Raw genomic sequence first — 26929 nt, 5'->3', positions numbered from 1 at the left:
ACTGGGCCTGCGTAGCTATTGACAGAAAACCCCTTCGGGGTAAAATGGTGATCGAATTCATAAAACTGCTGCAAAAATGGCCTTTAGGCTAGGTCGGTTTTTCGGGATTACCTGACGAATAGGCTGCAGCAGGCAACCGCTTTACTTCCGCTTCCGGCCGTTGTAATTCCCGGTATACTTGTTGGTGCTTTCTTTTTTAGCGCTTCCCAAAAGTCGTTCGAGCAAATCCGGGCGGTTGAGCTTGGTCAGCCGGTCGCGAATCCAGTTTTTGTATTCCGGTTTGTACCAGAAGAAATAGTTATTCTGGTTCTTTTTTTCTTCACGGGTTTTCGCGGTTTTCACCGGTTTCAGCGTGTACGGATGAACCCCGGAATAATAGATCACTTCGGCCACCGTCATTGGTGTGGGCGTAAAGTCCTGAACCTGTTCGAGTTGGAAGCCGAGGTCTTTGGTTTCGGCGGCCAGGTTAGCCATATCCTGTTCTTCACAGCCGGGGTGCGACGAAATGAAGTACGGAATCAGCGGTTGCTTGAGGTTGAATTTTTCCTGAATCTTGTCGTATTTCTCCTTGAAGAGCCTGAAGTACTTGAACGACGGTTTTCGCATCACCCGCAGCGTATCGTCGGACGTATGCTCGGGCGCGACCTTCAACCGGCCCGAAACGTGGCGCGTAACCAGTTGCTCCATGTATTCGTCGTGGTTGCCATCCTGATTGTTTTTATTGAAATCATCGACCAGCAAATCGTAGCGTACGCCCGAACCTACAAATGCCTTTTTGATGGCGGGGTGGGCGTCCACTTTGCGATACAATTCCGTCATCGGCTTGTGTGATGTGTCGAGGTTCGAACAAATCACCGGGTGAATGCAACTCGGGCTCTGGCACCGGGCGCAGATCGACTCGTCTTTGCCCTTCATCTTGTACATGTTGGCCGACGGCCCGCCCAAATCCGAGATGTAGCCTTTGAACTCGGGATGCTTCGTAATTTCCTCGACTTCTTTCAGGACCGACTTTTCACTGCGGGAAGCAACGAACTTGCCCTGGTGCGCCGAAATGGTGCAGAAACTACAGCCGCCAAAACAACCCCGGTGCATGTTGACCGAGAACTTGATCATCTCGTAGGACGGAATCGGCCCCCGTTTTTTGTATTTCGGGTGCGGTAGGCGGGTGTAGGGTAAATCGAACGACTGGTCGATTTCGGCTTCCTCCATCGTCTTGAACGGCGGGTTGATCACCAGAACCTGGTCGCCCACTTTCTGGAGAATCCGGTTGGCCTGCCACTTGTTCGACTCCACCTCCACAATTTTGAAGTTGGCTGCGTACTTGATTTTATCTTCCAGACAGACCTCGTGGCTCGCCAGTTCAACCGAACTCCACTCATTGTACTCTTGCAGTTCGGTGCTGGCATCGTGCAGAAAAGCCACCTGATTGATGTTCCGCATCGACGAAAACGGCACGCCCTGCCGCGCCAGTTTCAGGATTTCACGGAGGGGTTGTTCGCCCATACCATACACCAGCATGTCGGCCCCGGCATCCACCAGAATCGACGGCATCAGCTTGTCCTGCCAGTAGTCGTAATGGGTTACCCGACGCAAAGAGGCCTCGATGCCGCCGAGCAAAACCGGCACATCGGGGTAGATTTCTTTCAGAATTTTGGTATACACAATGGTGGCATAGTCGGGCCGGAAACCCGCTTCACCGCCGGGCGTGTAGGAGTCGTTGGAGCGCAGGCGTTTGTTGGCCGTATAGTGGTTGACCATCGAATCCATACAACCCGCCGTCACGCCAAAGAAGTATTTGGGCTTGCCAAACTTCCGGAAATCGCGCAGGTCGTCTTTCCAGTTGGGCTGGGCAATAATGGCGACCCGAAAGCCTTCACTTTCCATGATGCGGCCAATCACGGCGGTTCCAAACGCCGGATGGTCTACGTAAGCATCCCCTGAAACAAGCACAATATCAACTTCATCCCAGCCTCTTTTTTCGACTTCTTTCATCGTCAGAGGCAACCAGTCTGTCAGGGGTCTTTCAATCATGAGCACGTGAATTAGCTATCTCAGAACCATCGAAAGTACGAAATAATTCATTCAAAGCCCTAATCTATCGTGGATTGCAACTGCTCTACGGCTTGGCATGCCGCATTTCCAGCCCCACCGACGTCCGGGGTTTAAAACCCGCCCACGGTTCGGTCGTGGCGGTTTCCGGCAGATCGAGGTACTTGGCGTAGTCGAGTTTCTTGAGGTGAATGCCCAGAAAGGCGGTGACAAAATGCTGGTTGATGTTGTTGATCCGGCGTTCGTTCCAGGCCGGTTCCGAAAAATGCTGGTAATCGTCGAGTGGCTGGCCGGGTTTCAGCGTGGCGGCCGGGGGTGGGTTAGGAGCCACGTTGTGCCGGGCGTTGACGTAGGTCAGCAAATACCGGTCGGCGTTGACGGCTCCGTCGTAAATGGCCTTAATGCCTTTTTCGTACCCCGAAACGTCGTCTTTGCTGCCAGCCACAAACAACGTCGGCCCGGTCAGACCCGCCAGCCCTTCGGCATCCCAAACGCCCCGCTCCATGCCCCAGGGCGCAAACGCCACCGTAGCTTTGATACGCGGGTCAATCGAGGCTTTGTAGCCAGGATCGCTCAGGGTGCGGGTTTGCAGGGCCGTGCTGCCCCCCGCCAACTGACCGAAGAACTTAACCGCCTGCGCGCTATACCCGGCGCCCATCACATTGAGCGCGCCGTAGCCCCCCATCGAATAGCCGATTAGGGCGGTATTGTCGGTATTGACCAAACCGCTCAGAAAACTGTTGGAATTTTTGGCACCCAGCCGCGCCATTTCGTTCAGCACAAACAGGTCGTCGAGCGAGCGGTTGAGCAGGGTACTCTGAAAACCGGCCAGATCCTGATAGGTCGATTCGGTGTGGCCAATGGCGACCACGACGTAGCCTTTTGACGCCAGATTTTCCGTCAGATACGTCAGCAACAGCCGCGAACCCGGATACCCGTGCGACACAATAACCAGCGGATAGGCACCCCCGGCCGGATCGGGATCGGCTTCACGCAAGGACCGGCCGCCAAACGTAAACGGCACCAGCGGGCGTTTGGGATCGTTGGCGCGGCCCAGCGCGTCTTCGTAGGTGACGAGTTGCGATTTTCCCGCCGGTATTTTGGCGGGATACCAGACTTCCACCGTCAAGGGCCGGTCATACAGCGGACTTTTGCCTTCTTTGGTATGCAGCACATCGACCTGCGCCGTGTGAATGAGTTTCAAGGTTCGAACACCAACGGCGTGGGGGCCGCGCGGGGCCAGCTCGGGGGCGTCGGGCAGAAGGTCACCGGGCAGAAAGGCATCGGTGGTTGGCTGAGCGTGGGTCAGAAGGCTGACGCCCAGAAACAGAACGAGGAGCAGGTTTTTCAAGGTGGGAGTTGGTTTAGAGAGATTGGGTTGTTCATTGGAGCACTTAATTTTGGGACTTGAAATGATACGGGCCGGAGCCGATTTCAAGTTGTAAATACCCGTCTTTAAATTCCTTCACGGTGATCGCCGGATTCGTTTTCAGCGATTTCGACGATTCTAAAACCGTGGCGGGATTGGTAGTCGGGATAAAAACCGTTGCCGTGGTGTTCACGGGAATCGTCATTTGCAGGGTAAGGGTTGAACCGGTTTTTCTCCAGGCGCTTTCGATGAGGCCGCTGATGGAATGGTACGTCGCTTTCACGGAACGGATGCCCTCGCTGGCAATTTCCGGCCGAATCATAATCGTTTTATACCCGGCTTCGCCCACTTTGATACCGGCCGCATGGCCAAATAACCATTCGTTGACGGAGCCAAAAGCATAGTGATTAAATGAATTCATTCCGGAATTATTTTCAAATCCTTTGCCTTTGATGTAGCTGTTCCAGCGTTCCCAGATCGTATTGGCCCCGTTGACCACTTCAAAACCCCAGGACGGATATTCGGTACTCAATAGCAATCGGTAAGCTTCCTGTGAGTTTCCCGTACTGGAAAGTGCGGGCAGCAAAGGTTTTAACCCTAAAAAACCGGTTGCGAGTTTATTGTCATTTGCTTTGATCAGTTCCATCAGCCAGTCCCCGGCTTTCTGATCGTGTTCCGGCGTCAGCATGTGCATGTAAATGGCGTTGGCATACGCCGTTTGCGTATGACCGTCAAAACCCATCGTACCATCTACGTAGCCTTCACCATCGCCATACGCGGCACTGTTCGTTTTAAACTTGCCGGTTGAATCCGTATAATGTTTCAAAAAAGCTTGTTTGATTTTCGTAAAAATACCTTCAAAATGAGCGGCTTCGTCGGATTTGCCAATCGCTTTGGCCATTTCGGCCATCAACGAAGCCACATAGCCATAATACAGCGAGGCCAGCAAATCGGGCGGTGTTTTTTTGCCGACGGAAAGCCAGTCACCGTATCCGCCTTTAGGGGCAATGTCTTCAAAACTACGCTCTTTATAAACGTATTCGCCGTTGCTCTTTGCTTCCATAAACTGGAGGTAAGCGACCATATTGGGCCAGAACTTGCGGATCACGCGGGTATCGCCGTAGGTCTTATAAATGATATAGGGGCAAACAATACCTGCTTCGGACCAGCCGGGCGAATACGTATCGGTTTTCCGAACACTGGGCGCGGGGGCATACAAGGGATACGCCTGATTGGCCCGCTGGGCGTCGTTTAAATCCACCAGCCACTTGGTGAAAAAGGCCGCAATATCGTTGTTGAAGGTGGCAGATTTGATGTAGGCCTGCGCATCGCCCGTCCAGGCCAGTCGTTCATCGCGCTGCGGGCAATCCGTCGGAATATCAAAATAATTCGAACGCTGCGTCCAGACGATGTTTTGGTAGAGCTTGTTGATCAATGGGCTATCCGTTTCAAACGAACCGGCCTGCGGAGTGGCCGAACTCAGCACGATTCCCGTGATGGCATCCAGGCTGGGAGCGGTTTTAAAACCGGTCGCTTCAACGTATTGAAAACCGTGGTACGTGAATTTAGGCGTCCACGTTTCACCGTCTTTTCGGCCCTTTAAAATGTACGTATCGGTTGCGCGTGCTTTCCGTAAATTTTCCGTCATGATTTCCCCATTCGGAAATAACATTTCGCCAAATTTTAAGCGAATCGTATCGCCTTTGTTTCCTTTGACGTGCAGCCGCACCACGCCGGCAAAATTTTGCCCCAGGTCAAAAAGGTAGCGTCCCCCTGATTTTGGAGTGACGGTTTTTGATTTTAATTCCTGAAAAACCTGAATTGGATTGCCGGGATAGGTCTCTAGTTTCCGCTCCGGTTTGTCTGGATAAACGGTGCTGTTCTTCCAGTTCGCATCGGCAAAACCGCTTTGGCTCCAGTTCTCAAATTCCAGATTGGCGTTGTAGGTTTCTCCATTTAAAATGTCTGCTTCCAGGATCGGGCCGTGGTTCGTTTTCCAGGTTTGATCCGTTGCAATCGTTTCTTTTTGTCCATTGGTATATTCCACTTCGAGCTGTGCTTTCAGCAGGGGCACATCGCCGTAGAAATTTTTCACGACGGGGTTGCCAATCAGCAACGCGTAGCCCAGATACCCGGCATACCAACCTTCTGAAACAATAGCGCCGAGTGCATTTTTGCCCGCTTTTAAATTGGCTGTGACGTCATACGTCTGGTAATAAACCCGCTTGTTGTAATCCGTCCAGCCTGGTATAAAGTAATCGTTCCCAACCCGTTTTCCGTTGATCTGGAATTCGTATAAACCCAATGAGGTGACGTATAAGCGGGCCCGTTTAACAGGCGCTTTCAGGGTCGTTTCTTTCCGGAAAAACGGGGCTGGTGGTAAATGATACACCTTCCCTTTGCCCAGAGCTGTCAGATCATTCCCGATCCATTCCGCTTTCCAGTCGGAAGGATCGAGCAAACCCATTTCCCAGCGGGCGGGGGCACTCCACGGACCCGGCTGGCCGTTTTTGTCCCAACTCCGAACTTTCCAGTAACAAACCGTCCGGGCGGAGAGCGGTTTTCCGGCATACTCGATCTGGTTGGTGGCGCGGCCCGGTTGTTTGGCGGAGTTCCAGAGGTCGGCTTTGTCGGCGGCTAAGAACACCGGCGACGAAGCCACCATAATCTGGTAGGCGGTTTGGAGCTGACCCCGGATTGCCGACGTCAGCTCCCAGCTTAAACGGGGAGTCGTTGCATCCACAACCGGATTCAGTTTGTATTCCGTCCGAAGATGAACGGGCTTTACATCGGTTGGAACCGCAAAGGATATCTGGCAAAAGAAGATACTAAAAAAAAATATCACCGCCGAATGGTGATAAGAAACCGGAATACATTTCATGGCAAAGGGTTCGTTTCTGTGCGGGAAAGTCCCGTCGCGGTGGTTCGATGAGCTTTTACTGAAAGGGGAACGCCCCGCCAAACTACTCTCCAAAACCGCTGATTCCAACCCGCAAATTCGCTACTTTTGCGGCTCAATAAACGCCATTCATGTACACCCTCTACGCCATTCCGAATTGCGATACCGTGAAAAAAGCCCGTGTCTGGCTGGCTGAACACGGCATTGCGTACCAGTTTCACGACTACAAAAAACAGGGCATCGACCGGAAAACGATTGAACAGTGGCTGACGCAGAAGCCCTGGGAAGAACTGGTGAACCGCGCCGGAACAACCTGGAAAAAGCTGCCCGAGGCCGAAAAACCAACCCGGATGGAAGACGCCATCACGCTGATGATCGACAAGCCGTCGGTGATTCGCCGACCGCTGATCGAAGCAGAAAATCAGATTATTGCACTCGGGTTTAAACCGGAAGTCTACGAAAATGTGTTCTCAACGTAGTAACGTATAAAACCGGGAGTTGATGAGCAAACGCACGCTGGATTCACCGGAAGCCATCCGGTTTTTGGTGGATTCATTTTATGAAAAAGTACAGGCCGACGACTTCATCGGCCCCATTTTTACCGATGTCGCCCACGTCGACTGGGCGAAGCATTTACCCAAAATGTACGCGTTCTGGGAAAACATCATTCTGGGCAACGACGCCTACCACGGTCATCCGTTTCGGCCCCATCTGCTCATCAATCAGCAACATACGCTGACGCTCGACCATTTTGAGCGGTGGCTGAAGCTATTTTCAGAAACGCTTACGGAACATTTTGAGGGAACCAATGCCGAGCTAACCCGCCAGCGCGCTACGCAGATTGCGTTGGTCTGGAACCATAAATTCGAGTACATCAACAACGATTCGCACATGGGGGGGTGATCGCTGGTCGAGATTTGCAATCTCGACCCACTCTGTCGCGGATTTGCAATCCGCAGCATCCATACTTACTGCGGATTGCAAATCCGCGACAGAGTGGGTTCAGATTGCAAATCTGAACCAGCACAACCCGACAAATTTGAACCTGCCACCCGTAATTTAAGAAAACACAATGCTTCTGAAAACGCTCTTCAGCAAGGTTGCCACCGGGTTAGGGTATTTCCTGATTTTCGGGGTGGCACTCTATGCCCTGGCCTATTTTCTGCCGGGCTACCAACCCGGTTTTCTCACCAACAAGCCGTTGGGCAACCTGTTCTGGCGAACGGTCTTCTTCACCCACGTTGGTCTGGGTGCTGTTGCGCTGAGTCTGGGGCCGTTTCAATTCTCCCGCCAACTCCGCCAGCGCCGGGTCGGGTTACACCGGCGACTGGGGAAACTCTACGTGTTCAGCATCCTGGTAGCGAGCGTGGCCGCATTCTGCGCAGCCTGGTTTGCCAGCACGGGCTGGGTGGCGGCTGTGGGTTTTGCCGGTCTGGCTACGGCCTGGTTTTACACGACGTTCCGGGCCTACCGGGCCATCCGCCAGGGCCAGATTCGCAGCCACCAGGAGTGGATGTTCCGCAGTTACGCGGCCACCCTGTCGGCGGTGACACTCCGAATCATTTTACCCGTCGAGCTGGCGGTTTTTCACCTGCCGTTTTCAATGGCGTATCCGATTGTCGCCTGGCTGTGCTGGATCCCGAATCTGGTTTTTGTGGAGTGGTGGCTATCGCGAAGAAACCGGGCCAATACCGCCGGTGTAGTTTGGAACGGCTGAAGGAGCAGCGTCTTACAAACCGGTATTTTTGTTTCGCCGACATCGTTCACTGCAATATTTCACCTCGCTCCAGACGGTTTCCCATTTTTTTCGCCAGCTAAACGGTTTTCCACAAACCGGGCAGAGTTTTGTGGGTAAATCCTGCTTTTTCATCTAATCATTTTCTCCGGAAAAATTGGGTAAGTTCTGCGGGCGGGCATACGGAAACTGGGCGAACTTGGCCAGTTTGTAATAGCTGTTTAGCCCCGAAATGCCCACATCGTCTACGTGGCTCAGGTCAATATGTCCCTGCACATCGACGGCTTCGTCCGGCACGATCAACTGTTCGATTTCGCCGATGATGAGCATCGTGTTGTTGGCTTCAATCGGAATGCCCTGCAAAAACTTCAGGCCCAGTTTCAACTTGCTTTCTTTTACAAAAGGCGCTTTAAAACCGGAAAGGTATTCTTCCGTGAAGCGGCATTTGTCAAATTCCGACTCGTCCCGTTTGAACTTTGCGGAGGTGTAATGAGCCTGTTCCGCAAACGATTCATGAACGTGGTTGATGGTATAAAAACCGGTTTCCAGAATGTTTTCGTAGGTATGCTGCCCCGCTTCCCGGTCGGGCCGCAGGATGAACCCCAGCAGGGCGGGATTGCTCCCCAAATGAATCACCGAACTAAAAATGGCCAGATTGGATTGCCCTTCGTTCGAAACCGATCCGATGAGGTTGGCCGGTTTGATGCCGGTGACGGAGTTGATGATATTCAGACGTTTGATTCGCTCAGTGGTTTCAAGGTCTGCTTTGGTCAGGTGCATAATCGGTCTGGTTTTTAAAATAGCCCGTCAAAGGTAGGGCTCGTTTGGCGTTTTCTGTCGCCTTCTGATCGTTTTTTCGCATCTTCTGACACCTTCCATCTGCCTCCGATCAACGACCTTTATGGCTTGATAAACAACACCATACCATGAACATGAAACGTTACTCCAGGATCGGGCTCCTGCTTCTGGCGGTTTTCGTCGCCCTGGCCGATCCGGAAGCCAGCGCCCAGCAACTGCGGGTGGCTTATTTCGGCGAAACCGTCACTCATTACGGGCTGAAAGTGGCCTACGAATACCCGCTCATTTCCCGCACCAAAGCCCGCAATTCGGCGCGGAAAGAATTTCTGTTGACACCCGGACTGGCGGTGTACAATCACCCCGACAACCACATGGGCGTCATTCTCTCGCCTGAACTGGCCTACCAGCGGACGGGTCGGCGGGGTGGCACCTTTGAAGTCGGGCTTTCCAACGCGTATTTACGGTATTTTCTGGCGGGAAAAACCTTCGAAGTCGATGAAAACGGCGGCTTTCGGCGGGTCAAAATGGCTGGTCGCGGGGCTTATCTGCCGACGGTTTCGGTGGGTTTCGGGCGTGATCTGTCGATCCGGAAAAACCGCTCCCTCGCCTGGTATGCTAAGTTAAACCTGATGCAGCAACGGCCCTACAACGCGTCAAGCCTGATGCGCTTTGGAATCGAATGTGGTATTCGCAAACCGCTGAAAAACAAATGAAAACGATCTATACATACCTGATTCTATGGCTGGCGGTTTTGCTCGTTGCCTGCGAAAAAGACGACGCAACGACGACCGACCGGATACTTTATTTACGGCACAAAGGCGCGGATATGCCCATCTGGGTGCGGGGCAACCTGGCGTCGAACAAACTGGTGCTGTTTCTGCACGGCGGTCCCGGCGACTGCGCCATGTGTTACCGGCATTACCTCAAAGGGCTGGAAAACGACGTGGCCGTGGCGTATTGGGACCAGCGGATTGCCGGGTCGTCGTCGGGAAAAGTGGATGTGAAAACGTTGACGTATGAGCAGTTCGGCGAAGATGCGTATTACGTCGTGAAGCTTTTGAAAGAGCAATATCCCAACACCCAAATTTATCTGGTGGCGCATAGTTTCGGCGTTGAACTGGCGTGGCAATTTCTGACGACCAATGACAACCAGAAGCTGGTCAGCGGGTTGATCGCCGTCAATGGCACGTTTTCGACCTACCGCTGGCTGGTACAGATGCGGGAGTGGGTGTTGCGTGCAGCCCGCCAGCAGAACAATACCGCCATCGAGCAGTACGTTCAGGCACGGCCCGTAACCGCCGAGAATCTGGGAACCTACGAGTGGCCCGAACTCTACAAACGAATGCTCGACCTGGACGGTAATCCGGTTTCGATTTACGACGATAAGAAGTTTGTCATCAATTATTTATTTGCCTCACCCAACACCGCTCTGGCCCAGTTTTCGCATCCGAAAGCGTATGCAGAATACGGTGAAACCACCATTCGGGGATATGACCGGAGCGCGTTTCTGAAAAATATCCAGATTCCGGTGGCCCTGTTCTGGGGCAAAAAAGATGGTGTGGTTCCCATCGAAATTGGCTACGAAACCCGGGATTTGCTGACGAAAACCGCACCGACGTTTGTCACCTTCGACCAATCCTACCACGAGCCGTTTATATCGGAAACCGACCGGTTTGTGGCCGAAGTGCTGAAATTTGTAAGGTAAAAAGTCAGCCTCCTGATCGAGAGCGTATTTTTCGATCAGGAGGCTGACTTTAACCACAAAACTGCCTTTCAATCCATTTTGTAGCGAATGGTGGAAATGTAGCTGATCTTACCGTCTTTGAAATGTACCTGAACTTCGTCCATCAGGCCAGCGCCGGGATTATAGGTGAAATACCACTGTGGCGATTGGCGCATGGCTGGATCATAAGCCGCAGCGAGATTTTTTGTTAGAAGTGAGATGCGCTCAAATTTATTGGCATACGCACGCACCGCTCTGATTTTGACAAGTTTGGTATACAGCGAGCCCGTGGCGTCTCCGAGCCGGATGGAAGAGGCCGCTTGTAAGTTCGCAGGCCACTGCGAGAGCTGTCGGCCACTGTTCAGATAAATGCTTTTAACCTGATCGGCTTCGATGGTGATCTGAACACCGGAGTCGGTTCCCTGGTTCTGGTCCAGCAAAATGTAATGGTAGAGAGGAAGGCGTTCACGCAACTGCGCAAGGTCCGACGTGTTATTGCTGACGACGTTTAAAAAGGTGACGCCCGCGGTTTGCCGGAGGGTTTGAAGCCCGGCATACGCTTTCTCAGCCTCATCGTTGATCGTCAGACCGAGGTAACTTCCACTCGCAATGCTGTCACGGCTAAGGATCACGGCCGGTGGTGGGCACACGGTGACTGGATCGGGTTTAACCGAAGGGTCTGTTAGGCAACCGGTGAGGAATGCAAAGAGAAACGGGGTTAAGAGTAGGGTATTTTTCATCGGATCGGGGAAAATGGAGGTCATATCAGATAGACGGACTCCCGGTTTTGTCGTTTGGTTGGAAAGGTCACAGACTAATTTTTCGCCCTGAATTGGAACGAGAACCGGATTGATCTTGTGTTGTGGTGGAATGAATCAACAAACCATACCATGAGCAATACAACAGAACAAGCAGCATTAACTTTCAAACTGGGGGGCGATCTGGAAATCAACCGCTTGGGCTACGGCGGCATGCAACTGACCGGTTTTGGGGTGTGGGGTGATGCGCCGAACCGGGAAACGGCAAAGGCGGTTTTGCAAAAAGCCGTGGAGTCGGGCGTGAATTTTATCGATACGGCGGATTCGTACGGCCCGCATACCAATGAAAAACTGATTGCCGATGCCCTGCATCCGTATCGACAAGGACTGATCATTGCCACCAAAGGCGGTTTTGACCGAACCGGCCCCAATCAGTGGGTGACCAACGGCGACCCGGATCACATCCGGCAGGCGATTGACGGCAGCCTGCAGCGGCTGAAACTGGAGCGCATCGACCTCTGGCAACTTCACCGGTTTGACCCCGACATCCCGGTTGAAGAAACCCTCGGGCCGGTCGTGGAAGCCGTTCAGGCGGGGAAAATTCGCCATGTCGGTTTGTCGGAAGTCGGCATTAAGGAGATCGAACGCGCCGAAAAAGTGCTGCCGATCGTATCGGTCCAAAACCTGTATAACCTCGGAAACCGGAAGTGGGAAGCCGTTCTGGATTACACCATTCAACGCGGCATGGCGTTTATTCCCTGGTATCCGCTGGCATCCGGGCCGAAGAAACTGGCCGCCAAAATTCGGGAAATCGCGGAAAAACACGAGGCCACAACGGCGCAAATCGCCCTGGCGTGGTTACTGAAACGCTCGTCCAACATCCTTCTGATTCCCGGGACCAGCTCACTCGATCACCTGAACGAGAATCTGGCCGCCGACCGGATTGTGTTGTCGGACGAGGATTTTGCGGCTTTGTCGGAATAAATCGTGGCCCGTTCGGTAGTTGGACTAAGCAAACGACTTTCTTAACCGGAATTGTGGCAATCAGGGTCATTCGTCGAAGTGAGGAAAGTCATGGAGGAACGGCTCTGATTGCCGTACTTTTGCGTAAAATCCACGAGCTATGAAAATTGCCTTTTTCAGTACAGCCGCTTACGAACGGGACTGGTTTATCCGGTACCAGGCGCACCATACCATCACGTTTATCGACGAAATTCTGACCGAACAAACCAGTCACCTGGCCAGCGGTTACGAAGCGGTTTGTGCCTTCGTGGAAGATGATTTGAGCAAACCGGTTCTGGAATCGCTCCGATCGCTGGGTATTCAGTTGGTTGCCATGCGTTGCGTGGGGCTGGACAACGTCGATCTGGAAGCCGCTGACGAACTGGGCATCACGGTTTTACACGTGCCGGGCTATTCGCCCTATTCCGTTGCCGAACACGCCGTTGCGCTGCTGATGGGCCTGGTTCGGCACATTCCGCAGGCGCACGAACGGGTTCAGCAAGGCAATTTTTCGATCAATGGGCTAACGGGCCAGGATTTACACGGAAAAACCGTTGGGGTAATCGGCACGGGGCATATTGGCCAGGCTTTTTGCCAGATCATGCTGGGGTTTGGCTGTCGGGTGCTCGCGTTCGATATCAAACCTCATCAGCCTCTTCTCAACGCGGGCGTCCGTTACGTTGCGTTGCCAATGCTCCTGGCCGAATCCGATGTGATCTCGCTGCATTGCCCCCTGAACGCCCAAACCCGGCAGCTTCTGAACGCACCGGCCCTGTCGCAACTGAAACCGACGGCCATGGTGGTCAACTCCAGCCGGGGTGGACTGGTCGATACCGCAGCGATTCTGGATGCATTGGATGCCAATGCGTTGGCCGGGTATGCGGCTGATGTGTATGTGAATGAGAAGAAGTGGTTTCACCGGGATTTTTCCGCCCAGCCCATCACCGACGACCTGCTCAACCGCTTGCGGACGCACCCGCGGGTGTTGCTGACGGCCCACCAGGGATTTCTCACCGAAGAGGCCCTGCAGCAGATTGCCCACCGGCTGATCCTCCAGATTTCGTTTTACCAGAACAGCCGACAGGAAGGCATCAGCAAGATGTCGATGTGACCGGTTTCTGAAAACCGCACACACCGATTCGTTTTTCTTTCGGCCAAAATTTGAGTTGACAACTCTCTCGTGTAGCTTTACACCATCGTTTTCGGACGAGCGTGTTTCACTTAGCCATCACATCCATTACGAAATTGCTCCGCCACCTGCCCAATGCCATGACCTGCGGCAACCTGCTGTGCGGTTGCATCGGTTTGGTGATGACCCTGCGTGGCCATTCCGACACGGCGGCCTGGCTCATTCTGCTGGCCGGTGTGCTCGATTTTGGCGACGGTTTTGTGGCCCGGCTGGTTCATGCGTCGGGGCCGTTTGGGAAAGAACTGGATTCGCTGGCCGACGTCGTGACCTTCGGTGTTTTGCCGGCCACGCTGGTTTATCAGGCCCTGTGGTCGCTGGGACTGGGAAACTGGTCGTATCTGGCCTTCACCATTGCGGTTTTAGCTGCCTTGCGACTCGCCAATTTCAACATCGACACCCGCCAGTCTGACCAGTTTATTGGCCTGCCGGTTCCGGCCAACACCATCTTCATTGCGGCTTTTCCGCTCATGGCCCACTACCAGCCGCAGTTTGCTTTTCTGTGGCAAAACCCCATCACGCTGTTTTTGCTAATTGTTTTCTCGTTCATGATGGTGGCCGAATTGCCCTTGCTGGCGTTCAAATTCAAATCCTTCGGCTGGCGTGAAAACCGCATAAAATTCAGTTTTCTGATCGGATCAGCGTTTCTGTTGTTATTTTTGCACTTCGCAGCCGTACCGCTGGTGATCGCTTTATACATTTTGATCTCATACTTTGCTAAAAACAAGCCGTGACGGATTGAATTTTACCCCTAAATTCCCGCACTGCTTATCTGCTTCAAACATGAAATACGTTGCTGAAATTGACATAATGCCCCAGAAGGAAATTCTGGATCCACAGGGCAAAGCCGTAAAACTGGGACTGCACAACCTCCACATCGATTCGGTGGGAGACGTCCGGATTGGCAAACACATCCGCCTGGAAGTCGAAGCGGAGTCGGAGGAAAAAGCGAAGGAAACCGTCGATACGGCCTGCCGCCAACTGCTCGCCAACCTGATTATGGAAGAATACACGTTTTCGATTCAGGGCGTGTAGTCAGCCTCTCTTACCCTTCTCATGACTTATTCCACCATCACCGGTCTGGGGTTTTACGTCCCCGAAAACCTTGTCACGAACCAGGATCTGACGCAGTACATGGATACGTCGGACGAATGGATTCGGGAGCGCACCGGGATTGAGCAACGGCGGTATTTCACCTACGGAAAAGACACCAACGCCAGCATGGCTGCGGCTGCTTCCCGCATGGCCATCGACCGGGCGGGCCTGCAAACGGCTGACATTGAGTTGATTGTTTTTGCGACGATTACGCCTGATTATTTCTTCCCCGGCTCGGGTTTCCTGATGCAGCGTGAATTGGGGTTGGAGGGCATCGGCGTCATCGACATCCGCAACCAGTGTTCGGGTTTTGTGTATGCCCTGTCCATTGCCGATCAGTTCATCAAAACCGGCATGTACAAAAAGGTGCTGGTGGTGGGTTCCGAAATTCAATCGACCTGGATCAACAAAAGCAACCAGGGCCGGGGTGTGGCCGTCATCTTCGGGGATGGCGCCGGAGCTGCCGTTTTGCAGGCCACCGAAGACCCGGAACACCGGGTTCTGTCGACCCACCTGCACGCGGATGGGCGTTATGCCGAAGACCTCTACGTTCGCGATCCGGGCAGCAGCCGTCCGTCGCGCTCGGCCACCAAAGAGATGGTCGACGAAGGCGGTTTTGATGTCGTCATGAACGGCAACGCGGTTTTCAAACACGCCACGGTGCGGTTTGCGGAAGTGATTAATGAAGCACTGAAAGCGAACGGTTACAGCGCTGAAGACATTGCGTTGCTGGTGCCCCACCAAGCCAATATCCGCATTTCGGATTACGTTCGCCAGCAACTGAAGTTGCCCGCCGAGAAAGTGTACAACAACATTCAGCGGTATGGAAACACCACAGCCGCATCCATCCCCATTGCCCTGACCGAAGCCTGGGAACAGGGCCGCATTCAACCCGGCGACGTGGTTTGTCTGGCGGCTTTCGGCAGCGGTTTCACCTGGGCCTCCGCGCTGATAAAGTGGTGACAAGGAATTAAGAGTTAAGAGTTAAGAGTGAGTGCGTCAGCCAACTTTTAACTCTTAACTCTTAACTCTTAATATTGCCCTGTGGCCAGCATCACCAGCGTACAGGCTTCGATGGGTTCGATGCCCTGCTGTTGCAGGTCTTTCTCAAAAGACGGGTTCTCCGTTCCCGGATTAAAAATCACCCGCCGGGGGTTCAACTTTTTGATGTATTCGTAGAGGCCCGTTTGGTTTCTGGCTGAAACGTAAAGGGTAACGGTATCAATATCGTTCAATTCCGGCTGCCCGGTTTGAATGGGATTGCCCCGAACCGTTCCCGACCGCAGCCCAAGTAATTCGACGGCATAGCCCTGCTGCACCAGCCGATTGGCGGCCTTGTTGGCATAGCGTTCCGGGTTTTCGGAAGCCCCAACGACTAACGTTTTGCTTTTCATCATCCCATTTTTTTATTCAACTCTTCCCTGAAAACTATCCGAAGGGCGGTTTAGTTTCTATTTCAAATCCTAATCCGGGTCTATTGCGTATATACCATTCCGGCGTCTCCATCTCTATTTTTACTTTTATGATCGGCTTGCTTTGGAAAAAAATACACTTATCTTTGTTTAACAAAAAATGAAATAAGTTAAACAAAATAGGATTTGTGGGAACAATTAAGTTTGCCTAAATTGTTTGCATATTATCCATTTCAATGAATCATTGGCACTTTTAACGATATTTCATAGCTTACTTTCACGTTTATTTTGTTAATTGTTCATTCAACAAACATACCTGATGACTAACCGAATTAGCCTAAACATGCCTGAGAAAAGGACCAGCAACTACTGGAACGAGAAATGGGTGGCAATCAACTTTGAAGGTGTTGAAAACCCGCCCCGCTATGAAGTTTCGAATTATGGCCGACTGAAGAGTTTTCAAAACGATACGAAGGAGGGTACGCTCATCAATGGATCAATCATTCAGGGGTATCGTTCACTCAACATCCGTACCGGCGGCAAAACGATCAACCGGTATTTTCACAAGCTGATTGCCGAACTGTTTCTGAACCGCGAAAGCCCGGAGCAGAAGTACGTTATTCACCTCGATCACGACAAGAAAAACAATCACTTTCAGAACCTGAAGTGGGTAACGAAAGAGGAAATGATTGAGCATAACCGCACCAGCCCGAACATCCTGAACCGCGAAATCCCGCGCCGGACCCGGAATTACAAACTGACCGAGTCGAAGGTGAAGATGATCAAAAAGTTATTGAAGAATGAGAAGAACCGCCTGAAAATGATCGCCAAGCAGTTTGGTATCACCCATACCCAACTGAACCGGATCCGTTCGGGTGAGAACTGGAAGCATGTTACGATTGACGACGACGTTCCGAGTGAGAAAAACTAAAGGCGGTTTTTCGCTTTGCCTTCAGCGTTGCTAATTGAGTCCGATGCTTTCGCCTTTCAGCCCACTCCCCGTGCCGATGGGCGGAATGTGGGGTAAACTGATAAAAAAGGTAGTTCCTTCCCCGGTTGCGGTTTCAAACCAGATGCTGCCGCCGGCGTGTTCGATCCCGCGTTTGGCAATGGCCAGCCCCAGGCCGGAGCCGCCCTCTTTGGTGCTGAAGTTGGGCAGGAAAATTTTACTGCGAATGGCTTCGGGAACCCCTGCCCCGTTGTCACTGATTTCAATGTTGATGTGATCGTCGGTAACCGTTAGCCGTAGTTTGATAACCGGCTTCCGGTCGGCTGAAACGGATTGCACACTGTTGATAATCAAATTGGTAAGAATTCTGCCAATCAATTGCCGATCACCCATAACCATCACCGGATACGGGGAGATGTCCCGAATCAGCGTGATTTTGCCATCGTCGGCATACAGGTCGGCGGCTTTATTGATCACGGAGGTGATTTCAAACAACTCATTTTTGGGCAACGGCATTTTGGCAAAGTCGGAGAACGACGTGGCAATGTCACTCAGGTTGTCGATCTGATCGAGCAGCGTCTCCAGCGTCCGTTGCAACACCCGCCGGGCCGTCGGACTGTCGGATTGCAGCGTGCGTTGCAGGTGCTGCAGCGTTAGCTTCATCGGCGTCAGCGGATTCTTGATTTCATGGGCAACCTGCTTGGCCATTTCCCGCCAGGCCGACTGTTTTTCGCTTTGCGACAGCGCCTGCTTTTTCTCTTCCAGTTTCACCAGCATCCGGTTGTATTCGCCAATCAGCAGACCAATTTCGTCGTCCGATTTCCAGTCCAGCGGCTCGTTGAACCGGTCGAGGTTGGTTTTGCGGATTTTCTGCGTAATGATTTTGAGCGGTTTGGTCAAGACGTTGGAAGCCCAGTAAGAAACGAGCAGGAAGATCATGAACAGACCCGTAAACACGCTCAGTGCCGTGGAAACGACATCGATCATCTGGTGTTCGAGTTCGGGTTCGGAATTGAAATGCGATACGCCTAGCATGCCCAGCAACTCGCCGTCGTAGGATTTGATGCTGGCATACGCCGTGCGGTATTGCTTCGTTCCCAGCGACTCGGTCAGTAAAACCTGATTTTCTTTCCCCTCAGCCAAATGGGTGTAGGCTTCCGGGTTAATCCGTTTCGACAAATGACCGCTTTCGTAGACCAGTGGTTGCGTCGAACAGAAGAGGGTTCCACTTTTGTCGAAAATGCTGATGTCGATATCGTCATCCTGCGTGATTTTCTTCAGTTCTTCTTCGAGATACGCCTTGCTGGTCGTTCCCTGCAAAAAACTGGTCCAGTCGCCCCGGAAATTGGAGCTGATGTTCTTGGCATTGGTCAGGTACGTGGTTTGCTGATACGCATCATAATTGGAACTGATGACGCCAAACGTAATGGCAACAACGAGCACCAGCGGCAGAAAGAAAGCTGCGTTGAGGTAGAGCTGCGTTTTAGTTGAGTAATTAATGTAAAACCGGGAGAAGCCAAACCGGATGGAATAGATCAGGATCAGAATCAGGATATACAGAATCAGAACCAGATACAGAAAGGAAAAATTGGAAAAGAGGTTGCGAATCGGGTAGTCTCGGGATGAGATGACCACAATCCGGCCACTTTCGTCCCGCAATCCGACGTGTTTATAGTTTTCGTGTGATACGCCCTGGTCGAACAAAACAGCGTCACTCAGCAGGGATGCCGGCAGCTTCCGGTCGTAGTTGTATTCCCCGGAATTGTAGAGCATTCGCTTTCCGGGGCTGTAAATGGCATAATTGTAAATTTGTGTTTCGGGCGCCTGAATGAATTTTTTGTCAGTCAACAGGCTGGGATCCAGTCGTCCGGGCTGATTTCGGGTTAATTTCAGATCGAGTACGACATGCCCCACCCGGTTTTCACCCAGTTTGAAGTCAAAAAACTGGACGTATTGCTTGATAAAGTTATTGCTGACGTCGTTGATGAAATAGATACCGGGGTATTGGGTTCGGTAGTGATCCTGCCGGAAACGCTCGGCATAATTCCGGTAATTGGTTTCTGCCTGCGGATTACCCGGGAATGGATTGCCCGAGTTGAATACCAGAACATCGATCGAATACCGTTCAAAATACTTATCCAGGTGAACATTCTTGACCCGCTGCTGGATGCGTTCGCGCAGCAGCAGGGTGTCGCTGGTCATCACCCGCCGAATCTCAGCGTCCTGCGTAATGGCGGTTCGTGATTTGTTGAGCAGAAACTCACCAAACGCATCATTTTCGACCAGCAACTGTTTGCCAAATTCCCGTTTTTTAATGAGATCTTTTTTAAGGCCCTGGTTGTAAACGACATACGTTGCTAAGGCTGCACAGACAAAAGCCGTAAAAAACAGATAAAGGGTGGTTTTATACCGGAATGAATACAGCGCGCGCGGAAAACGACTTACATACAACACCATAAAGTAAACCCCCTGAATCGCTAAAATCCAGGGCATCGGCGTAGAGCCTTGCCAGAAAAGCAAGACCGACAGAATGGTGCCCATCAGAAACCAGAGCAGACCCCGCCAAAGGGTCAAATTCAGGCGGATGAACAGGCTGGAAAAAACGTGCTGAAGCAGGAAGAAAACCGTTGATATGCCGACAAAAACCAGCAGACAAGCCATCTTCAGGCTGGTAAAAGAGAGGCTGAGGGTAATATCGAGCGTGAAACCGGACTTCTCGTAGATGGTATTCAGTTCGTGGAAACAACCGTAAAATACGCTATAGCTGAGAACGACGGAGACGATAGAAACCACTGCTTTTAACCCATCCGACTGGCGCAGAAGCCAGTAGTAGGAGCGGGTGCGGTAAAATGTGCTGGCCAGATACAGGGCCAGAATCACCATCACGATGCAGTTCAGCAATTGATCGCCCAGGGAAGGGGCCACGACCGACGAACTGAAATAGCCGGGATTGAACAGATCAGTTTCGAAGAACAAAAAAGGAACGCCGAAATACAGCATAACCGCCCGAAGAACGACCAGATAGAGGGCCAGAATCACGAAACCCGCCCCGTAATGCCGGCTTCGACGCAAATTCAAGGTTCGGCGAACAAGGTAGATACCCATGAAAAAAACCGACAGGATAGCCAGAATAACCGTGTTGACTGGGGAGGTCTGGTTCTGATAGCCCTCCATTTGCGGAGGAATGACCGAAAACAGAAACACCGGCGTCTGGTCATACATGCTTTCGTAAATGCTGCTCTTCTCTACCGAAATTTCCCGGGGTACGAGCGAAAACAGGTCCGGATTATAGCCCGAACGCAGGTAACTATTATCTGTCTGGTAATGCCGGTAGACATTGACGAGCGAAAACACCTCCAGCGAATCCGTACCCTGCCTGATAAACTGCCGGTTGACGAGGTATTTGCCCTGCGGAAATGACATCAACCTGGGGTATAGGATACTCTTTAGCTGTTGATAATCAGGGATAAAGCGGTGGTCTGACCAATAAAGGAGTTGCTTGTTGCGGAAGATGTAATACGGGTATTTCGTTTCCCGACTCAAACCGGCAAAGGTGGGGGTGGGTTTCTCCCGGAGCAGTTCGCCGACGGCCTGGAGTTCTTCCGAACTGGTGCTGAGTTCAGTTTTGATTCGTTGCTGGGTCGTCTGTAAATACTGTTCGTGGGCCGCACTGATTGCGCCCCTTTCCAGCACTGAATAGAAGAAAACTGACAACCCGAGTGCCAGAATCGATAGAATCAGGAAGATATGCTTGTTGAGTATACTCACAACAAAAATGGATGAAAAGGCTTTCCCTGCCTGATATAACCCCAAAATCATGCCAAAATTTCTGGCCTGTTCCCGACATCAATTACTGTGGCTCGGCTACCGTCGGTTCTGGTTTCTGAATGGTGAAACCGCGTTCGTCTTCCGTGTTCTCGTACCCGACTTCAACTCCGAGCACGTAAAGCAGGTGTTTTTTGTCGATAATCACCCGAATGGTATCAATGTCGAATACCTCATCCGCCTGACCGGGCTGGTCGAAACCCAGCACCCACGATGACCCACAGCCTCCGCCCCGAATGCCAACCCGCAAACCATAGGTGTCCGGGATTTTGTTGGCCCGGAACGTCTCCTGAATCTGATCAATGGCCTGTGGCGTCAAACGAACCGGATTTTTGATACTTTCAATAAACATACTAAGTAAAAATTCCGTTTGCTGACTGAAATTTACAAACTTTACCCCACAATATAGCCACCCATTGCCAGTTTTCAGTGTGAGGCTTAGGCTACTGGCCTGGCACCGCTCCCGGCGGAACAGGCTTCGGTGGTGAATAACAGAAAGTCGATCAACGACGCTTGAAAATTACGTATGGATTTTATCCCTGATTTAGTAAAATTACTGGTTCCGGCCGGTCTGGTTTTGTACGGAATGTATGTAACCGTCAAACTGATGCTCGAACGCGAAGCCGAAAAGCAACGCGTTGAGCAAAAAAACCGGTATGCCAGCGAGGTTACGCCCCTGCGGTTGCAGGCTTACGAACGGATGGCCCTGTTTCTGGAACGCATCACCCCCGCCAACCTGCTGTTGCGGCTGAGCGCTGAGGCCCCGGTGGCGCTGGATCTGCAACAATTGCTGCTGCGCGAAATCCGGGAAGAATACAATCACAACGTCTCCCAACAAATCTACATGAGCCAGGCCGTTTGGGAAGAGGTGCAGAACGCCATGAATGAGGTGATTATGCTCATCAACGAAGCCGCCGGGCAGGTTTCGCCCGAATCGCCCGCCCTGGATCTGTCCAAAAAGATTTTCGACAACATGATTCAGAAAGACGTTCAGCCTACGGCGGCCGGTCTCAAAGCCGTCAAGGACGAGGTGCAGGCGGTTTTTCTTTAACGTATCTACGGACTAAACGGGGCCGCCCGGCGGTTCGTGGGTATTGAGAATTTCGGAGGATAAAACCAGGGCTTCAGCCAGGCGGTTTTGATCTATTTCGGTTGCAATCCCTTCTTTTTCAAGCAAATAGACAATGTGTTCCGTCGGTACGTTGCCGGTCAGGTCATCCGCAGCCATCGGGCAGCCGCCCAGTCCGTGCAAGGCCCCGTCGATGCGCCGAACCCCCGCCCGCAAAGCCGCCTTCACTTTTTCGGTGACCTGCTCCGGCCGGGCGTGCAGGTGGGCGCCGAACTCAATGGCCGGAAACGTGGCCAGCAAATACCGGAACAAGGTCTCGATGCTTTCGGGTGTCGACGAACCGACGGTATCGGAAGGTGCAATGATTTCGATGCCGATCTGAATCAGCCGTTCTGTAAATTGTCCAATCAGCTCGGGATTGTACGGGTCGCCGTACGGATTGCCAAAACCCATCGACAGATAAACGACCAACTGCTTTTGGTGGGCAACGCACAGGTGCTGAATGGCGTCAACCTCCGCAAACGCCTGTTCGATGGTTTTGTTGGTGTTGCGGAGTTGAAACGTTTCGGAGACCGACAGCGGAAAACCGAGGTACTGAATGTCGGGAAACGAAACCGCCTGCTCCGCCCCGCGTACGTTGGCGATGATGGCGAGTAACTTCGTTTTGGTTTCACTCAGGTCCAGACCAGCCAGCACCTCCGCCGTGTCGCGTAGCTGCGGAATGGCTTTGGGGGACACAAAACTGCCAAAATCGAGCGTGTCGAATCCCACCCGCAGCAGTGCGTTCAGATACCGGATTTTGTCGGTTGTCGGAATAAAACCGGGAAGGCCCTGCATGGCATCGCGGGGACATTCGATCAATTTAAACGGATTCATGGTTGTCAAGATGCGGTAATTGAACGAAAGGTAGCCGGTTCTGAACCGGTAATTCCCATTCAATGTGTAGTTTTGCGGTTTTTACGAAAAAAAGAATCGAACTGCTTTTCCGTCGCCGGTGTTATTTCACGTACCCCGACGCTCCGGCTGCAGGTACATACCAATCAGAAGAACAACAAATGCTCTATCCCGATTCATTTGAACAAAAATTAGGTTTCGATAAAATCCGCGACTTGCTGCGGCAGGCTTGTATTAGCCCACTGGGGCAGTCGTATGTTGATAAAATCCGGTTTTCCGACAATTTCCAACTAATCGACAAGATGCTCCGGCAGGTGGCCGAGTTCAAGACCATCGTGCAGTATGAGCCGGAATTTCCGTCGTCCAACTACCTCGACATTCGCCCGCAACTCGCCAAAGTCCGGATCGAGGGCATGATGCTCACCGAAGAGGAGTTTTTTGACCTGAAACTGACACTTCGGACCATTCAACTTTGCCTGCGGTTTCTGGCCGGAAAAGAAAAAGAAGTCTACCCGTATCTGAACGAACTCGCCGACGCCATTACGGTGGACAAAAAACTGACCGAAGCCATTGAGCGCGTCATCGACGACCGGGGCCACGTCCGCGATAATGCCTCACCGGAACTCGCCACCATTCGCCGTCGGATCATCAGCGAACAGGCAGGCTTGCGCAAAAAGCTGGATGGAATTATGCGAAGCGCCCGCCAGCAGGGCTGGATGCCGGATGATATTTCGATGACGATCCGAAACGGCCGCGTCGTGATTCCGATTTCGGCCGAACACAAACGGCGGTTGAAGGGCTTCATCCATGATGAATCGGCCACCGGGCAGACGGTTTTTATCGAACCGGCGGAGGTCTTCGATGCCAACAACGAAATCCGCGAGATGGAGTACGAAGAACGGCGCGAAGTGGCCCGCATCCTGCGCGAGCTGACCGCCCTGCTTCGTCCCTACCTGCCTGAATTACAGCGGGCTACTACCTTTCTGGGATTGATCGACTTCATCCGGGCCAAAGCCAAATTTGCCCTGCAAATCGACGCTGGTATGCCGAAACTCGTCAACCAGCCGCTGGTCGACTGGCTTCAGGCGCGGCACCCGCTGCTGCATCTGTCGTTTCAGAAGCAGGGTAAAAAAGTGGTTCCGTTGAACCTACTGCTCGATTCGGGCCAGCGGATTCTGATTATTTCGGGACCCAACGCGGGGGGGAAGTCGGTGGCACTCAAGACGATTGGCTTGCTGCAATACATGATTCAGAGCGGTTTGCTCATTCCGGTGATCGAAGGCTCCACGGCGGGTATTTTCCAGAACCTGTTCATCGACATTGGCGACGAGCAATCGCTGGAAAATGACCTCAGTACCTACAGCTCGCACCTGACCAGCATGAAGGCGTTTGTGACCTTTGCGAACCGCAAAACGCTGTTTCTCATCGATGAGTTTGGCACCGGAACCGAACCCGGGCTAGGCGGGGCCATTGCCGAAGCCATTCTGGAAGAACTGACTAAATCGGGCGCGTATGGCGTTGTGAACACGCACTACACCAACCTGAAACTCTTTGCCGACAAAACGACGGGGCTGGTCAACGGCGCGATGCGGTTTGACGGCGAACACCTCGAACCGCTGTATGAACTTGAAATTGGCCGACCGGGCAGTTCGTTTGCGTTTGAAATTGCCTCGAAAATCGGACTGCCCAAACCGCTGATCGACCGGGCCAAGGAAAAGCTGGGCTCGCAACAGGTGAACCTCGAAAAACTGCTGAAAGAGCTGGACATCGAGAAGCGGGTGTTTGCCGAAAAAAACATGGAAGTCGGGATCAATCAGCGCAAACTGGCCCAGCAACTGGCCGAAACCAACGCGCTGAAAACCCGGCTCGACAACGACCAGAAACGGCTGCTGAACGAAGCCAAGCAAAAAGCCAAAGCACTGGTGGCCGAGGCCAATCAGCGGATTGAAAATACCATTCGGGAAATCAAGGAAAACAAGGCCGAGCGGGACATGACGCGGCTGGTTCGGCAGGAACTGGAGCAGTTTGACAAAAAAGAACTGAAGCCGGAAACGCTGGTGGAGGACGTTCGTAAGAAACCGGAAAAGGTCGAACCGGAGGAGTTTTTGCCCGAATCGGGGGCCATCGCCGTGGGCAGTTTCGTGCAGATCAAAGGGCAGTCGACGATTGGCGAGGTGCTGGCGTTGCGCGGAAAAGACGTCGAAATCCGGATCGGCGACCTAAAATCAACCATCAAACTCAACCGGCTGGAGAAAGTCAGCCGCAAAGTCTACCGCGAAGCCGTTGGGGAAACCGCCCGGCCCAAAATGCAGGGGATCGACCTGAACGAGAAGATGATGAACTTCAGTTTCAACCTTGACATCCGGGGGCAGCGGGGCGAGGAAGCGATGGTGGAACTGGATAATTTTATCAACAACGGCCTGATGCTGGGCTACGCCGAACTCCGGATCGTGCACGGCAAAGGCGACGGTATTTTGCGGACGCTGGTGCGGAATCACCTGCGAACCTTCCCGCAGGTGACGTCCATGCAGGACGAACACGCCGACCGGGGCGGGGCCGGGGTGACGGTGGTGAAGATGAAATGATGCAAGTCAGATACCTTCGTAGATCTCCGCCAGCGACATTGTAACCCCCAATTTCTCCAACTCGATTTTGGCATCCAGACCGTCATAAATCGTGTATTTCCAGAAATCGGCGGAGCGTTCATACAGTTCAACGCCGTAGTGCTTTTGAGACACCAGCAAATAATACTGGAGTGACGGTATTTTGAAATACTCAAGTCGTTTATCCTGGATGTCAAACCGGTGTGAAGACTCGGAAAATACTTCGATCAACAAACTGGGCGACTGCACAACGGTTTCTGAGTCATCGGCCAGATCGGCCGGTTCGCAGGTGTAGATCACGTCCGGATAAACGTATTTTTCGCCGGTTTTTAGTTTTAGCTTGATACTATTGATAAATACTGCGCAGCCGTTTTTTCGGGCAACAGGATGCAGAAGACTCGAAAACGATAGCACAATTGTATTCTGCCGTTTGGTCGTTTCTGTTAGCTTGAATATCTCGCCATCCCTGTATTCATAGCGAGCATCGACTTCTTTTTCAAACTCCTCGTATTCTTTGAATGTATACCGTCTTTGTTGTAAAACCGTCATCAAGGCTGTTTTCTAAATTTCTGCTTCCCTAAAAATAGTGAATACTTGGTAAACAGTCTCATAGTAAGACGGTTTAGTACCCGACAAGTAACTCAACACGATGAAAAAAGGAGGATTGATTGCGCTGGGCCTGCTGCTGATCGGCTTCATCGGCGCTTATATCTGGTACCAGCGTCAGCAGAAACGGGCCGCCGATGAACCCCACGGAACCGTGTTGACCCCCCGGCTGGAACTGGCCTCTTTTCTGATTACCGACATTGACGACGACCAGCTTACGATGAACATGAAGCTCCTGATCGACAATCCGTTGCCGGTCGGTTTCAAGGCAAAGCGCGTCGATTATGAAGTGTATATCGACACAGCCTTGGTCATGAAAGACAGCTACCGCAAAACCGTTGAACTGGAGGCTGGCGACAGTACCCTGGTTACGCTGCCGGTCAAGCTGCTTTACAAGCGGTTTATGAACGTTCTGAAGCAATTGGACCAGCAAAACGCCGATAGTACGGTTTACACCATTCGGTCAACCTTCGATCTGGACGTGCCGGTTTTGGGACAGCGGACGTTTTCGGTCAAAACCGAGAAAAAGCTACCGACGCTTTACCTTCCAACCATCAAGGTAACGGCTATCGATTTTGGTAAAATTAGCCTGAAGCAGACCGATCTGGCTGCAAAGGTGGCGATTGGAAACCGGAACAAATTCCCTCTGAATTTTAAAGATACCCACTACATTGTCAGCATCGACGGCGATGTGGTTGCGGAAGGAAGCCAGCCGGAACCCATCCTCATCAAAGAGCAGGCCGTTACGCCCGTGGTGTTTCCGGTGACACTCAAACCCGGAAAGTTCGACAACGTCGCCCTGAAAGCGTTGTTCGACAAGAAGAATACGAATTATCTGATTGAATTCCGGAGCAAGATGATCAGCCCGGATGGCAACAGTGCGTTGGACGACAGCCGAATCGTAAACCGCATCAAAGGCACCCTGGCGGACCTCAAAGAACTGAAAAAGTGACGGAC

At 52.3% G+C, this 26929-nt stretch carries 25 protein-coding genes; 14 read left to right on the top strand and 11 right to left on the bottom strand.

Translation table 11 applies throughout. The features are described from left to right. Positions 1 to 141: 141 nt before the first annotated feature. The 3 genes from F0P93_RS00225 to F0P93_RS00215 all read right to left on the bottom strand — a co-directional run bounded on the left by F0P93_RS00225 (position 142) and on the right by F0P93_RS00215 (position 6299). Positions 142 to 2031 (bottom strand): YgiQ family radical SAM protein, encoded by a 1890-nt coding sequence (locus tag F0P93_RS00225; RefSeq protein WP_150874384.1) that lies wholly within the window; start codon positions 2029 to 2031, stop codon positions 142 to 144. Between the two features lie 85 nt (positions 2032 to 2116). After that, on the bottom strand, positions 2117 to 3400 hold the full coding sequence (locus tag F0P93_RS00220; protein WP_150874383.1) for an alpha/beta hydrolase family protein: 1284 nt from the start codon (positions 3398 to 3400) through the stop codon (positions 2117 to 2119). A gap of 43 nt (positions 3401 to 3443) precedes the next feature. Then, the gene (locus F0P93_RS00215) at positions 3444 to 6299 is read right to left on the bottom strand and encodes a family 78 glycoside hydrolase catalytic domain (RefSeq protein ID WP_150874382.1); all 2856 of its coding nucleotides are present in this window, start codon (positions 6297 to 6299) and stop codon (positions 3444 to 3446) included. Between the two features lie 149 nt (positions 6300 to 6448). On the opposite strand from F0P93_RS00215, the gene F0P93_RS00210 reads away from it, so the two are divergent. The 3 genes from F0P93_RS00210 (at position 6449) to F0P93_RS00200 (ending at position 8034) form a co-directional block, all read left to right on the top strand. Further along, positions 6449 to 6796 carry an ArsC family reductase gene (locus tag F0P93_RS00210; RefSeq protein WP_150874381.1) on the top strand — a complete coding sequence of 116 codons (348 nt, stop codon included), beginning with the start codon at positions 6449 to 6451 and terminating at the stop codon, positions 6794 to 6796. Positions 6797 to 6818: 22 nt separating this feature from the next. Then, on the top strand, positions 6819 to 7220 hold the full coding sequence (locus F0P93_RS00205; protein ID WP_114408813.1) for a group III truncated hemoglobin: 402 nt from the start codon (positions 6819 to 6821) through the stop codon (positions 7218 to 7220). 169 nt (positions 7221 to 7389) lie between these two features. Then, a complete protein-coding gene (locus F0P93_RS00200; RefSeq protein WP_150874380.1) occupies positions 7390 to 8034 on the top strand; it encodes a DUF2306 domain-containing protein in 645 nt (214 codons plus the stop codon). A gap of 12 nt (positions 8035 to 8046) precedes the next feature. On the opposite strand, the gene F0P93_RS00195 is transcribed toward F0P93_RS00200, so the two are convergent. Continuing rightward, positions 8047 to 8187: a DUF2256 domain-containing protein gene (locus F0P93_RS00195; RefSeq protein ID WP_150874379.1), complete on the bottom strand. Its 141-nt coding sequence runs from the start codon at positions 8185 to 8187 to the stop codon at positions 8047 to 8049. Beyond that, positions 8188 to 8832: a flavin reductase family protein gene (locus F0P93_RS00190; RefSeq protein ID WP_150874378.1), complete on the bottom strand. Its 645-nt coding sequence runs from the start codon at positions 8830 to 8832 to the stop codon at positions 8188 to 8190. It lies immediately after the preceding gene. A gap of 146 nt (positions 8833 to 8978) precedes the next feature. Between F0P93_RS00190 and F0P93_RS00185 the strand changes: the two genes are divergently transcribed. Further along, positions 8979 to 9563: a hypothetical protein gene (locus F0P93_RS00185; RefSeq protein ID WP_225309313.1), complete on the top strand. Its 585-nt coding sequence runs from the start codon at positions 8979 to 8981 to the stop codon at positions 9561 to 9563. Beyond that, entirely contained in the window at positions 9560 to 10555 is a 996-nt protein-coding gene (locus F0P93_RS00180) for an alpha/beta fold hydrolase (RefSeq protein ID WP_150874377.1), read from the top strand. Before F0P93_RS00185 ends, F0P93_RS00180 begins: the two co-directional genes overlap by 4 nt. Before the next feature lie 68 nt (positions 10556 to 10623). Here the strand turns inward: F0P93_RS00180 and F0P93_RS00175 are convergent, their stop codons facing one another. After that, on the bottom strand, positions 10624 to 11223 hold the full coding sequence (locus tag F0P93_RS00175) for a hypothetical protein (RefSeq protein ID WP_150874376.1): 600 nt from the start codon (positions 11221 to 11223) through the stop codon (positions 10624 to 10626). A 240-nt stretch (positions 11224 to 11463) separates the two neighbouring features. Here F0P93_RS00175 and F0P93_RS00170 point away from each other — a divergent pair, with 240 nt between their 5' ends. The 5 genes from F0P93_RS00170 (at position 11464) to F0P93_RS00150 (ending at position 15577) form a co-directional block, all read left to right on the top strand. Continuing rightward, positions 11464 to 12315: an aldo/keto reductase gene (locus tag F0P93_RS00170; protein WP_150874375.1), complete on the top strand. Its 852-nt coding sequence runs from the start codon at positions 11464 to 11466 to the stop codon at positions 12313 to 12315. A gap of 139 nt (positions 12316 to 12454) precedes the next feature. Further along, a complete protein-coding gene (locus tag F0P93_RS00165) occupies positions 12455 to 13444 on the top strand; it encodes a 2-hydroxyacid dehydrogenase (protein ID WP_150874374.1) in 990 nt (329 codons plus the stop codon). Between the two features lie 101 nt (positions 13445 to 13545). Continuing rightward, the gene (gene pssA, locus F0P93_RS00160; RefSeq protein WP_310587966.1) at positions 13546 to 14253 is read left to right on the top strand and encodes a CDP-diacylglycerol--serine O-phosphatidyltransferase; all 708 of its coding nucleotides are present in this window, start codon (positions 13546 to 13548) and stop codon (positions 14251 to 14253) included. Positions 14254 to 14302: 49 nt separating this feature from the next. Next, on the top strand, positions 14303 to 14554 hold the full coding sequence (gene purS / locus F0P93_RS00155) for a phosphoribosylformylglycinamidine synthase subunit PurS (protein ID WP_114408823.1): 252 nt from the start codon (positions 14303 to 14305) through the stop codon (positions 14552 to 14554). Between the two features lie 21 nt (positions 14555 to 14575). Beyond that, complete coding sequence (locus F0P93_RS00150; RefSeq protein ID WP_150874373.1) at positions 14576 to 15577, top strand: 3-oxoacyl-ACP synthase III family protein; 1002 nt, start codon at positions 14576 to 14578, stop codon at positions 15575 to 15577. Between the two features lie 68 nt (positions 15578 to 15645). Here the strand turns inward: F0P93_RS00150 and F0P93_RS00145 are convergent, their stop codons facing one another. After that, positions 15646 to 16008, bottom strand: coding sequence for a CoA-binding protein (locus F0P93_RS00145; protein ID WP_150875803.1), 363 nt, complete (start codon positions 16006 to 16008; stop codon positions 15646 to 15648). Positions 16009 to 16369: 361 nt separating this feature from the next. Here F0P93_RS00145 and F0P93_RS00140 point away from each other — a divergent pair, with 361 nt between their 5' ends. Beyond that, positions 16370 to 16957: an HNH endonuclease gene (locus F0P93_RS00140; protein WP_150874372.1), complete on the top strand. Its 588-nt coding sequence runs from the start codon at positions 16370 to 16372 to the stop codon at positions 16955 to 16957. A gap of 30 nt (positions 16958 to 16987) precedes the next feature. On the opposite strand, the gene F0P93_RS00135 is transcribed toward F0P93_RS00140, so the two are convergent. Both F0P93_RS00135 and F0P93_RS00130 read right to left on the bottom strand, forming a co-directional pair. Further along, positions 16988 to 20743 (bottom strand): sensor histidine kinase, encoded by a 3756-nt coding sequence (locus F0P93_RS00135; protein ID WP_225309312.1) that lies wholly within the window; start codon positions 20741 to 20743, stop codon positions 16988 to 16990. Between the two features lie 82 nt (positions 20744 to 20825). Beyond that, positions 20826 to 21152: a HesB/IscA family protein gene (locus F0P93_RS00130; RefSeq protein WP_138991136.1), complete on the bottom strand. Its 327-nt coding sequence runs from the start codon at positions 21150 to 21152 to the stop codon at positions 20826 to 20828. Positions 21153 to 21326: 174 nt separating this feature from the next. Here F0P93_RS00130 and F0P93_RS00125 point away from each other — a divergent pair, with 174 nt between their 5' ends. Further along, positions 21327 to 21851, top strand: coding sequence for a DUF7935 family protein (locus tag F0P93_RS00125; RefSeq protein ID WP_150874370.1), 525 nt, complete (start codon positions 21327 to 21329; stop codon positions 21849 to 21851). Positions 21852 to 21863: 12 nt separating this feature from the next. Here the strand turns inward: F0P93_RS00125 and F0P93_RS00120 are convergent, their stop codons facing one another. After that, positions 21864 to 22745 carry a hydroxymethylglutaryl-CoA lyase gene (locus F0P93_RS00120; RefSeq protein WP_225309311.1) on the bottom strand — a complete coding sequence of 294 codons (882 nt, stop codon included), beginning with the start codon at positions 22743 to 22745 and terminating at the stop codon, positions 21864 to 21866. Positions 22746 to 22924: 179 nt separating this feature from the next. Here F0P93_RS00120 and F0P93_RS00115 point away from each other — a divergent pair, with 179 nt between their 5' ends. Further along, positions 22925 to 25348, top strand: coding sequence for an endonuclease MutS2 (locus F0P93_RS00115; RefSeq protein ID WP_150874369.1), 2424 nt, complete (start codon positions 22925 to 22927; stop codon positions 25346 to 25348). Positions 25349 to 25354: 6 nt separating this feature from the next. Here the strand turns inward: F0P93_RS00115 and F0P93_RS00110 are convergent, their stop codons facing one another. Beyond that, positions 25355 to 25915: a Uma2 family endonuclease gene (locus F0P93_RS00110; protein WP_150874368.1), complete on the bottom strand. Its 561-nt coding sequence runs from the start codon at positions 25913 to 25915 to the stop codon at positions 25355 to 25357. A 100-nt stretch (positions 25916 to 26015) separates the two neighbouring features. Here F0P93_RS00110 and F0P93_RS00105 point away from each other — a divergent pair, with 100 nt between their 5' ends. Beyond that, positions 26016 to 26924 carry an LEA/WHy family protein gene (locus tag F0P93_RS00105; protein ID WP_150874367.1) on the top strand — a complete coding sequence of 303 codons (909 nt, stop codon included), beginning with the start codon at positions 26016 to 26018 and terminating at the stop codon, positions 26922 to 26924. Positions 26925 to 26929: the final 5 nt, after the last annotated feature.

The organism is Larkinella humicola (genome assembly GCF_008727875.1).
Lineage (GTDB): Bacteria > Bacteroidota > Bacteroidia > Cytophagales > Spirosomataceae > Larkinella > Larkinella humicola.
The sequence above is the reverse complement of the archived record's forward strand: the minus strand, read 5'-3'. Positions and strand labels throughout refer to the sequence as shown.

Excerpts from the sequence above, each read along its gene's own strand:
- F0P93_RS00140 (WP_150874372.1), top strand. The coding sequence starts at position 16,370 with ATGCCTGAGAAAAGGACCAGCAACTACTGGAACGAGAAATGGGTGGCA.
- F0P93_RS00115 (WP_150874369.1), top strand. The coding sequence starts at position 22,925 with ATGCTCTATCCCGATTCATTTGAACAAAAATTAGGTTTCGATAAAATC.
- F0P93_RS00110 (WP_150874368.1), bottom strand. The coding sequence starts at position 25,915 with ATGACGGTTTTACAACAAAGACGGTATACATTCAAAGAATACGAGGAG.
- F0P93_RS00170 (WP_150874375.1), top strand. The coding sequence starts at position 11,464 with ATGAGCAATACAACAGAACAAGCAGCATTAACTTTCAAACTGGGGGGC.
- F0P93_RS00165 (WP_150874374.1), top strand. The coding sequence starts at position 12,455 with ATGAAAATTGCCTTTTTCAGTACAGCCGCTTACGAACGGGACTGGTTT.
- F0P93_RS00215 (WP_150874382.1), bottom strand. The coding sequence starts at position 6,299 with ATGAAATGTATTCCGGTTTCTTATCACCATTCGGCGGTGATATTTTTT.
- F0P93_RS00120 (WP_225309311.1), bottom strand. The coding sequence starts at position 22,745 with ATGAATCCGTTTAAATTGATCGAATGTCCCCGCGATGCCATGCAGGGC.
- F0P93_RS00225 (WP_150874384.1), bottom strand. The coding sequence starts at position 2,031 with ATGATTGAAAGACCCCTGACAGACTGGTTGCCTCTGACGATGAAAGAA.
- F0P93_RS00130 (WP_138991136.1), bottom strand. The coding sequence starts at position 21,152 with ATGTTTATTGAAAGTATCAAAAATCCGGTTCGTTTGACGCCACAGGCC.
- F0P93_RS00190 (WP_150874378.1), bottom strand. The coding sequence starts at position 8,832 with ATGCACCTGACCAAAGCAGACCTTGAAACCACTGAGCGAATCAAACGT.
- F0P93_RS00150 (WP_150874373.1), top strand. The coding sequence starts at position 14,576 with ATGACTTATTCCACCATCACCGGTCTGGGGTTTTACGTCCCCGAAAAC.
- F0P93_RS00205 (WP_114408813.1), top strand. The coding sequence starts at position 6,819 with ATGAGCAAACGCACGCTGGATTCACCGGAAGCCATCCGGTTTTTGGTG.
- F0P93_RS00180 (WP_150874377.1), top strand. The coding sequence starts at position 9,560 with ATGAAAACGATCTATACATACCTGATTCTATGGCTGGCGGTTTTGCTC.
- F0P93_RS00185 (WP_225309313.1), top strand. The coding sequence starts at position 8,979 with ATGAACATGAAACGTTACTCCAGGATCGGGCTCCTGCTTCTGGCGGTT.
- F0P93_RS00125 (WP_150874370.1), top strand. The coding sequence starts at position 21,327 with ATGGATTTTATCCCTGATTTAGTAAAATTACTGGTTCCGGCCGGTCTG.
- F0P93_RS00210 (WP_150874381.1), top strand. The coding sequence starts at position 6,449 with ATGTACACCCTCTACGCCATTCCGAATTGCGATACCGTGAAAAAAGCC.
- F0P93_RS00105 (WP_150874367.1), top strand. The coding sequence starts at position 26,016 with ATGAAAAAAGGAGGATTGATTGCGCTGGGCCTGCTGCTGATCGGCTTC.
- F0P93_RS00200 (WP_150874380.1), top strand. The coding sequence starts at position 7,390 with ATGCTTCTGAAAACGCTCTTCAGCAAGGTTGCCACCGGGTTAGGGTAT.
- purS (WP_114408823.1), top strand. The coding sequence starts at position 14,303 with ATGAAATACGTTGCTGAAATTGACATAATGCCCCAGAAGGAAATTCTG.
- F0P93_RS00195 (WP_150874379.1), bottom strand. The coding sequence starts at position 8,187 with ATGAAAAAGCAGGATTTACCCACAAAACTCTGCCCGGTTTGTGGAAAA.
- F0P93_RS00145 (WP_150875803.1), bottom strand. The coding sequence starts at position 16,008 with ATGAAAAGCAAAACGTTAGTCGTTGGGGCTTCCGAAAACCCGGAACGC.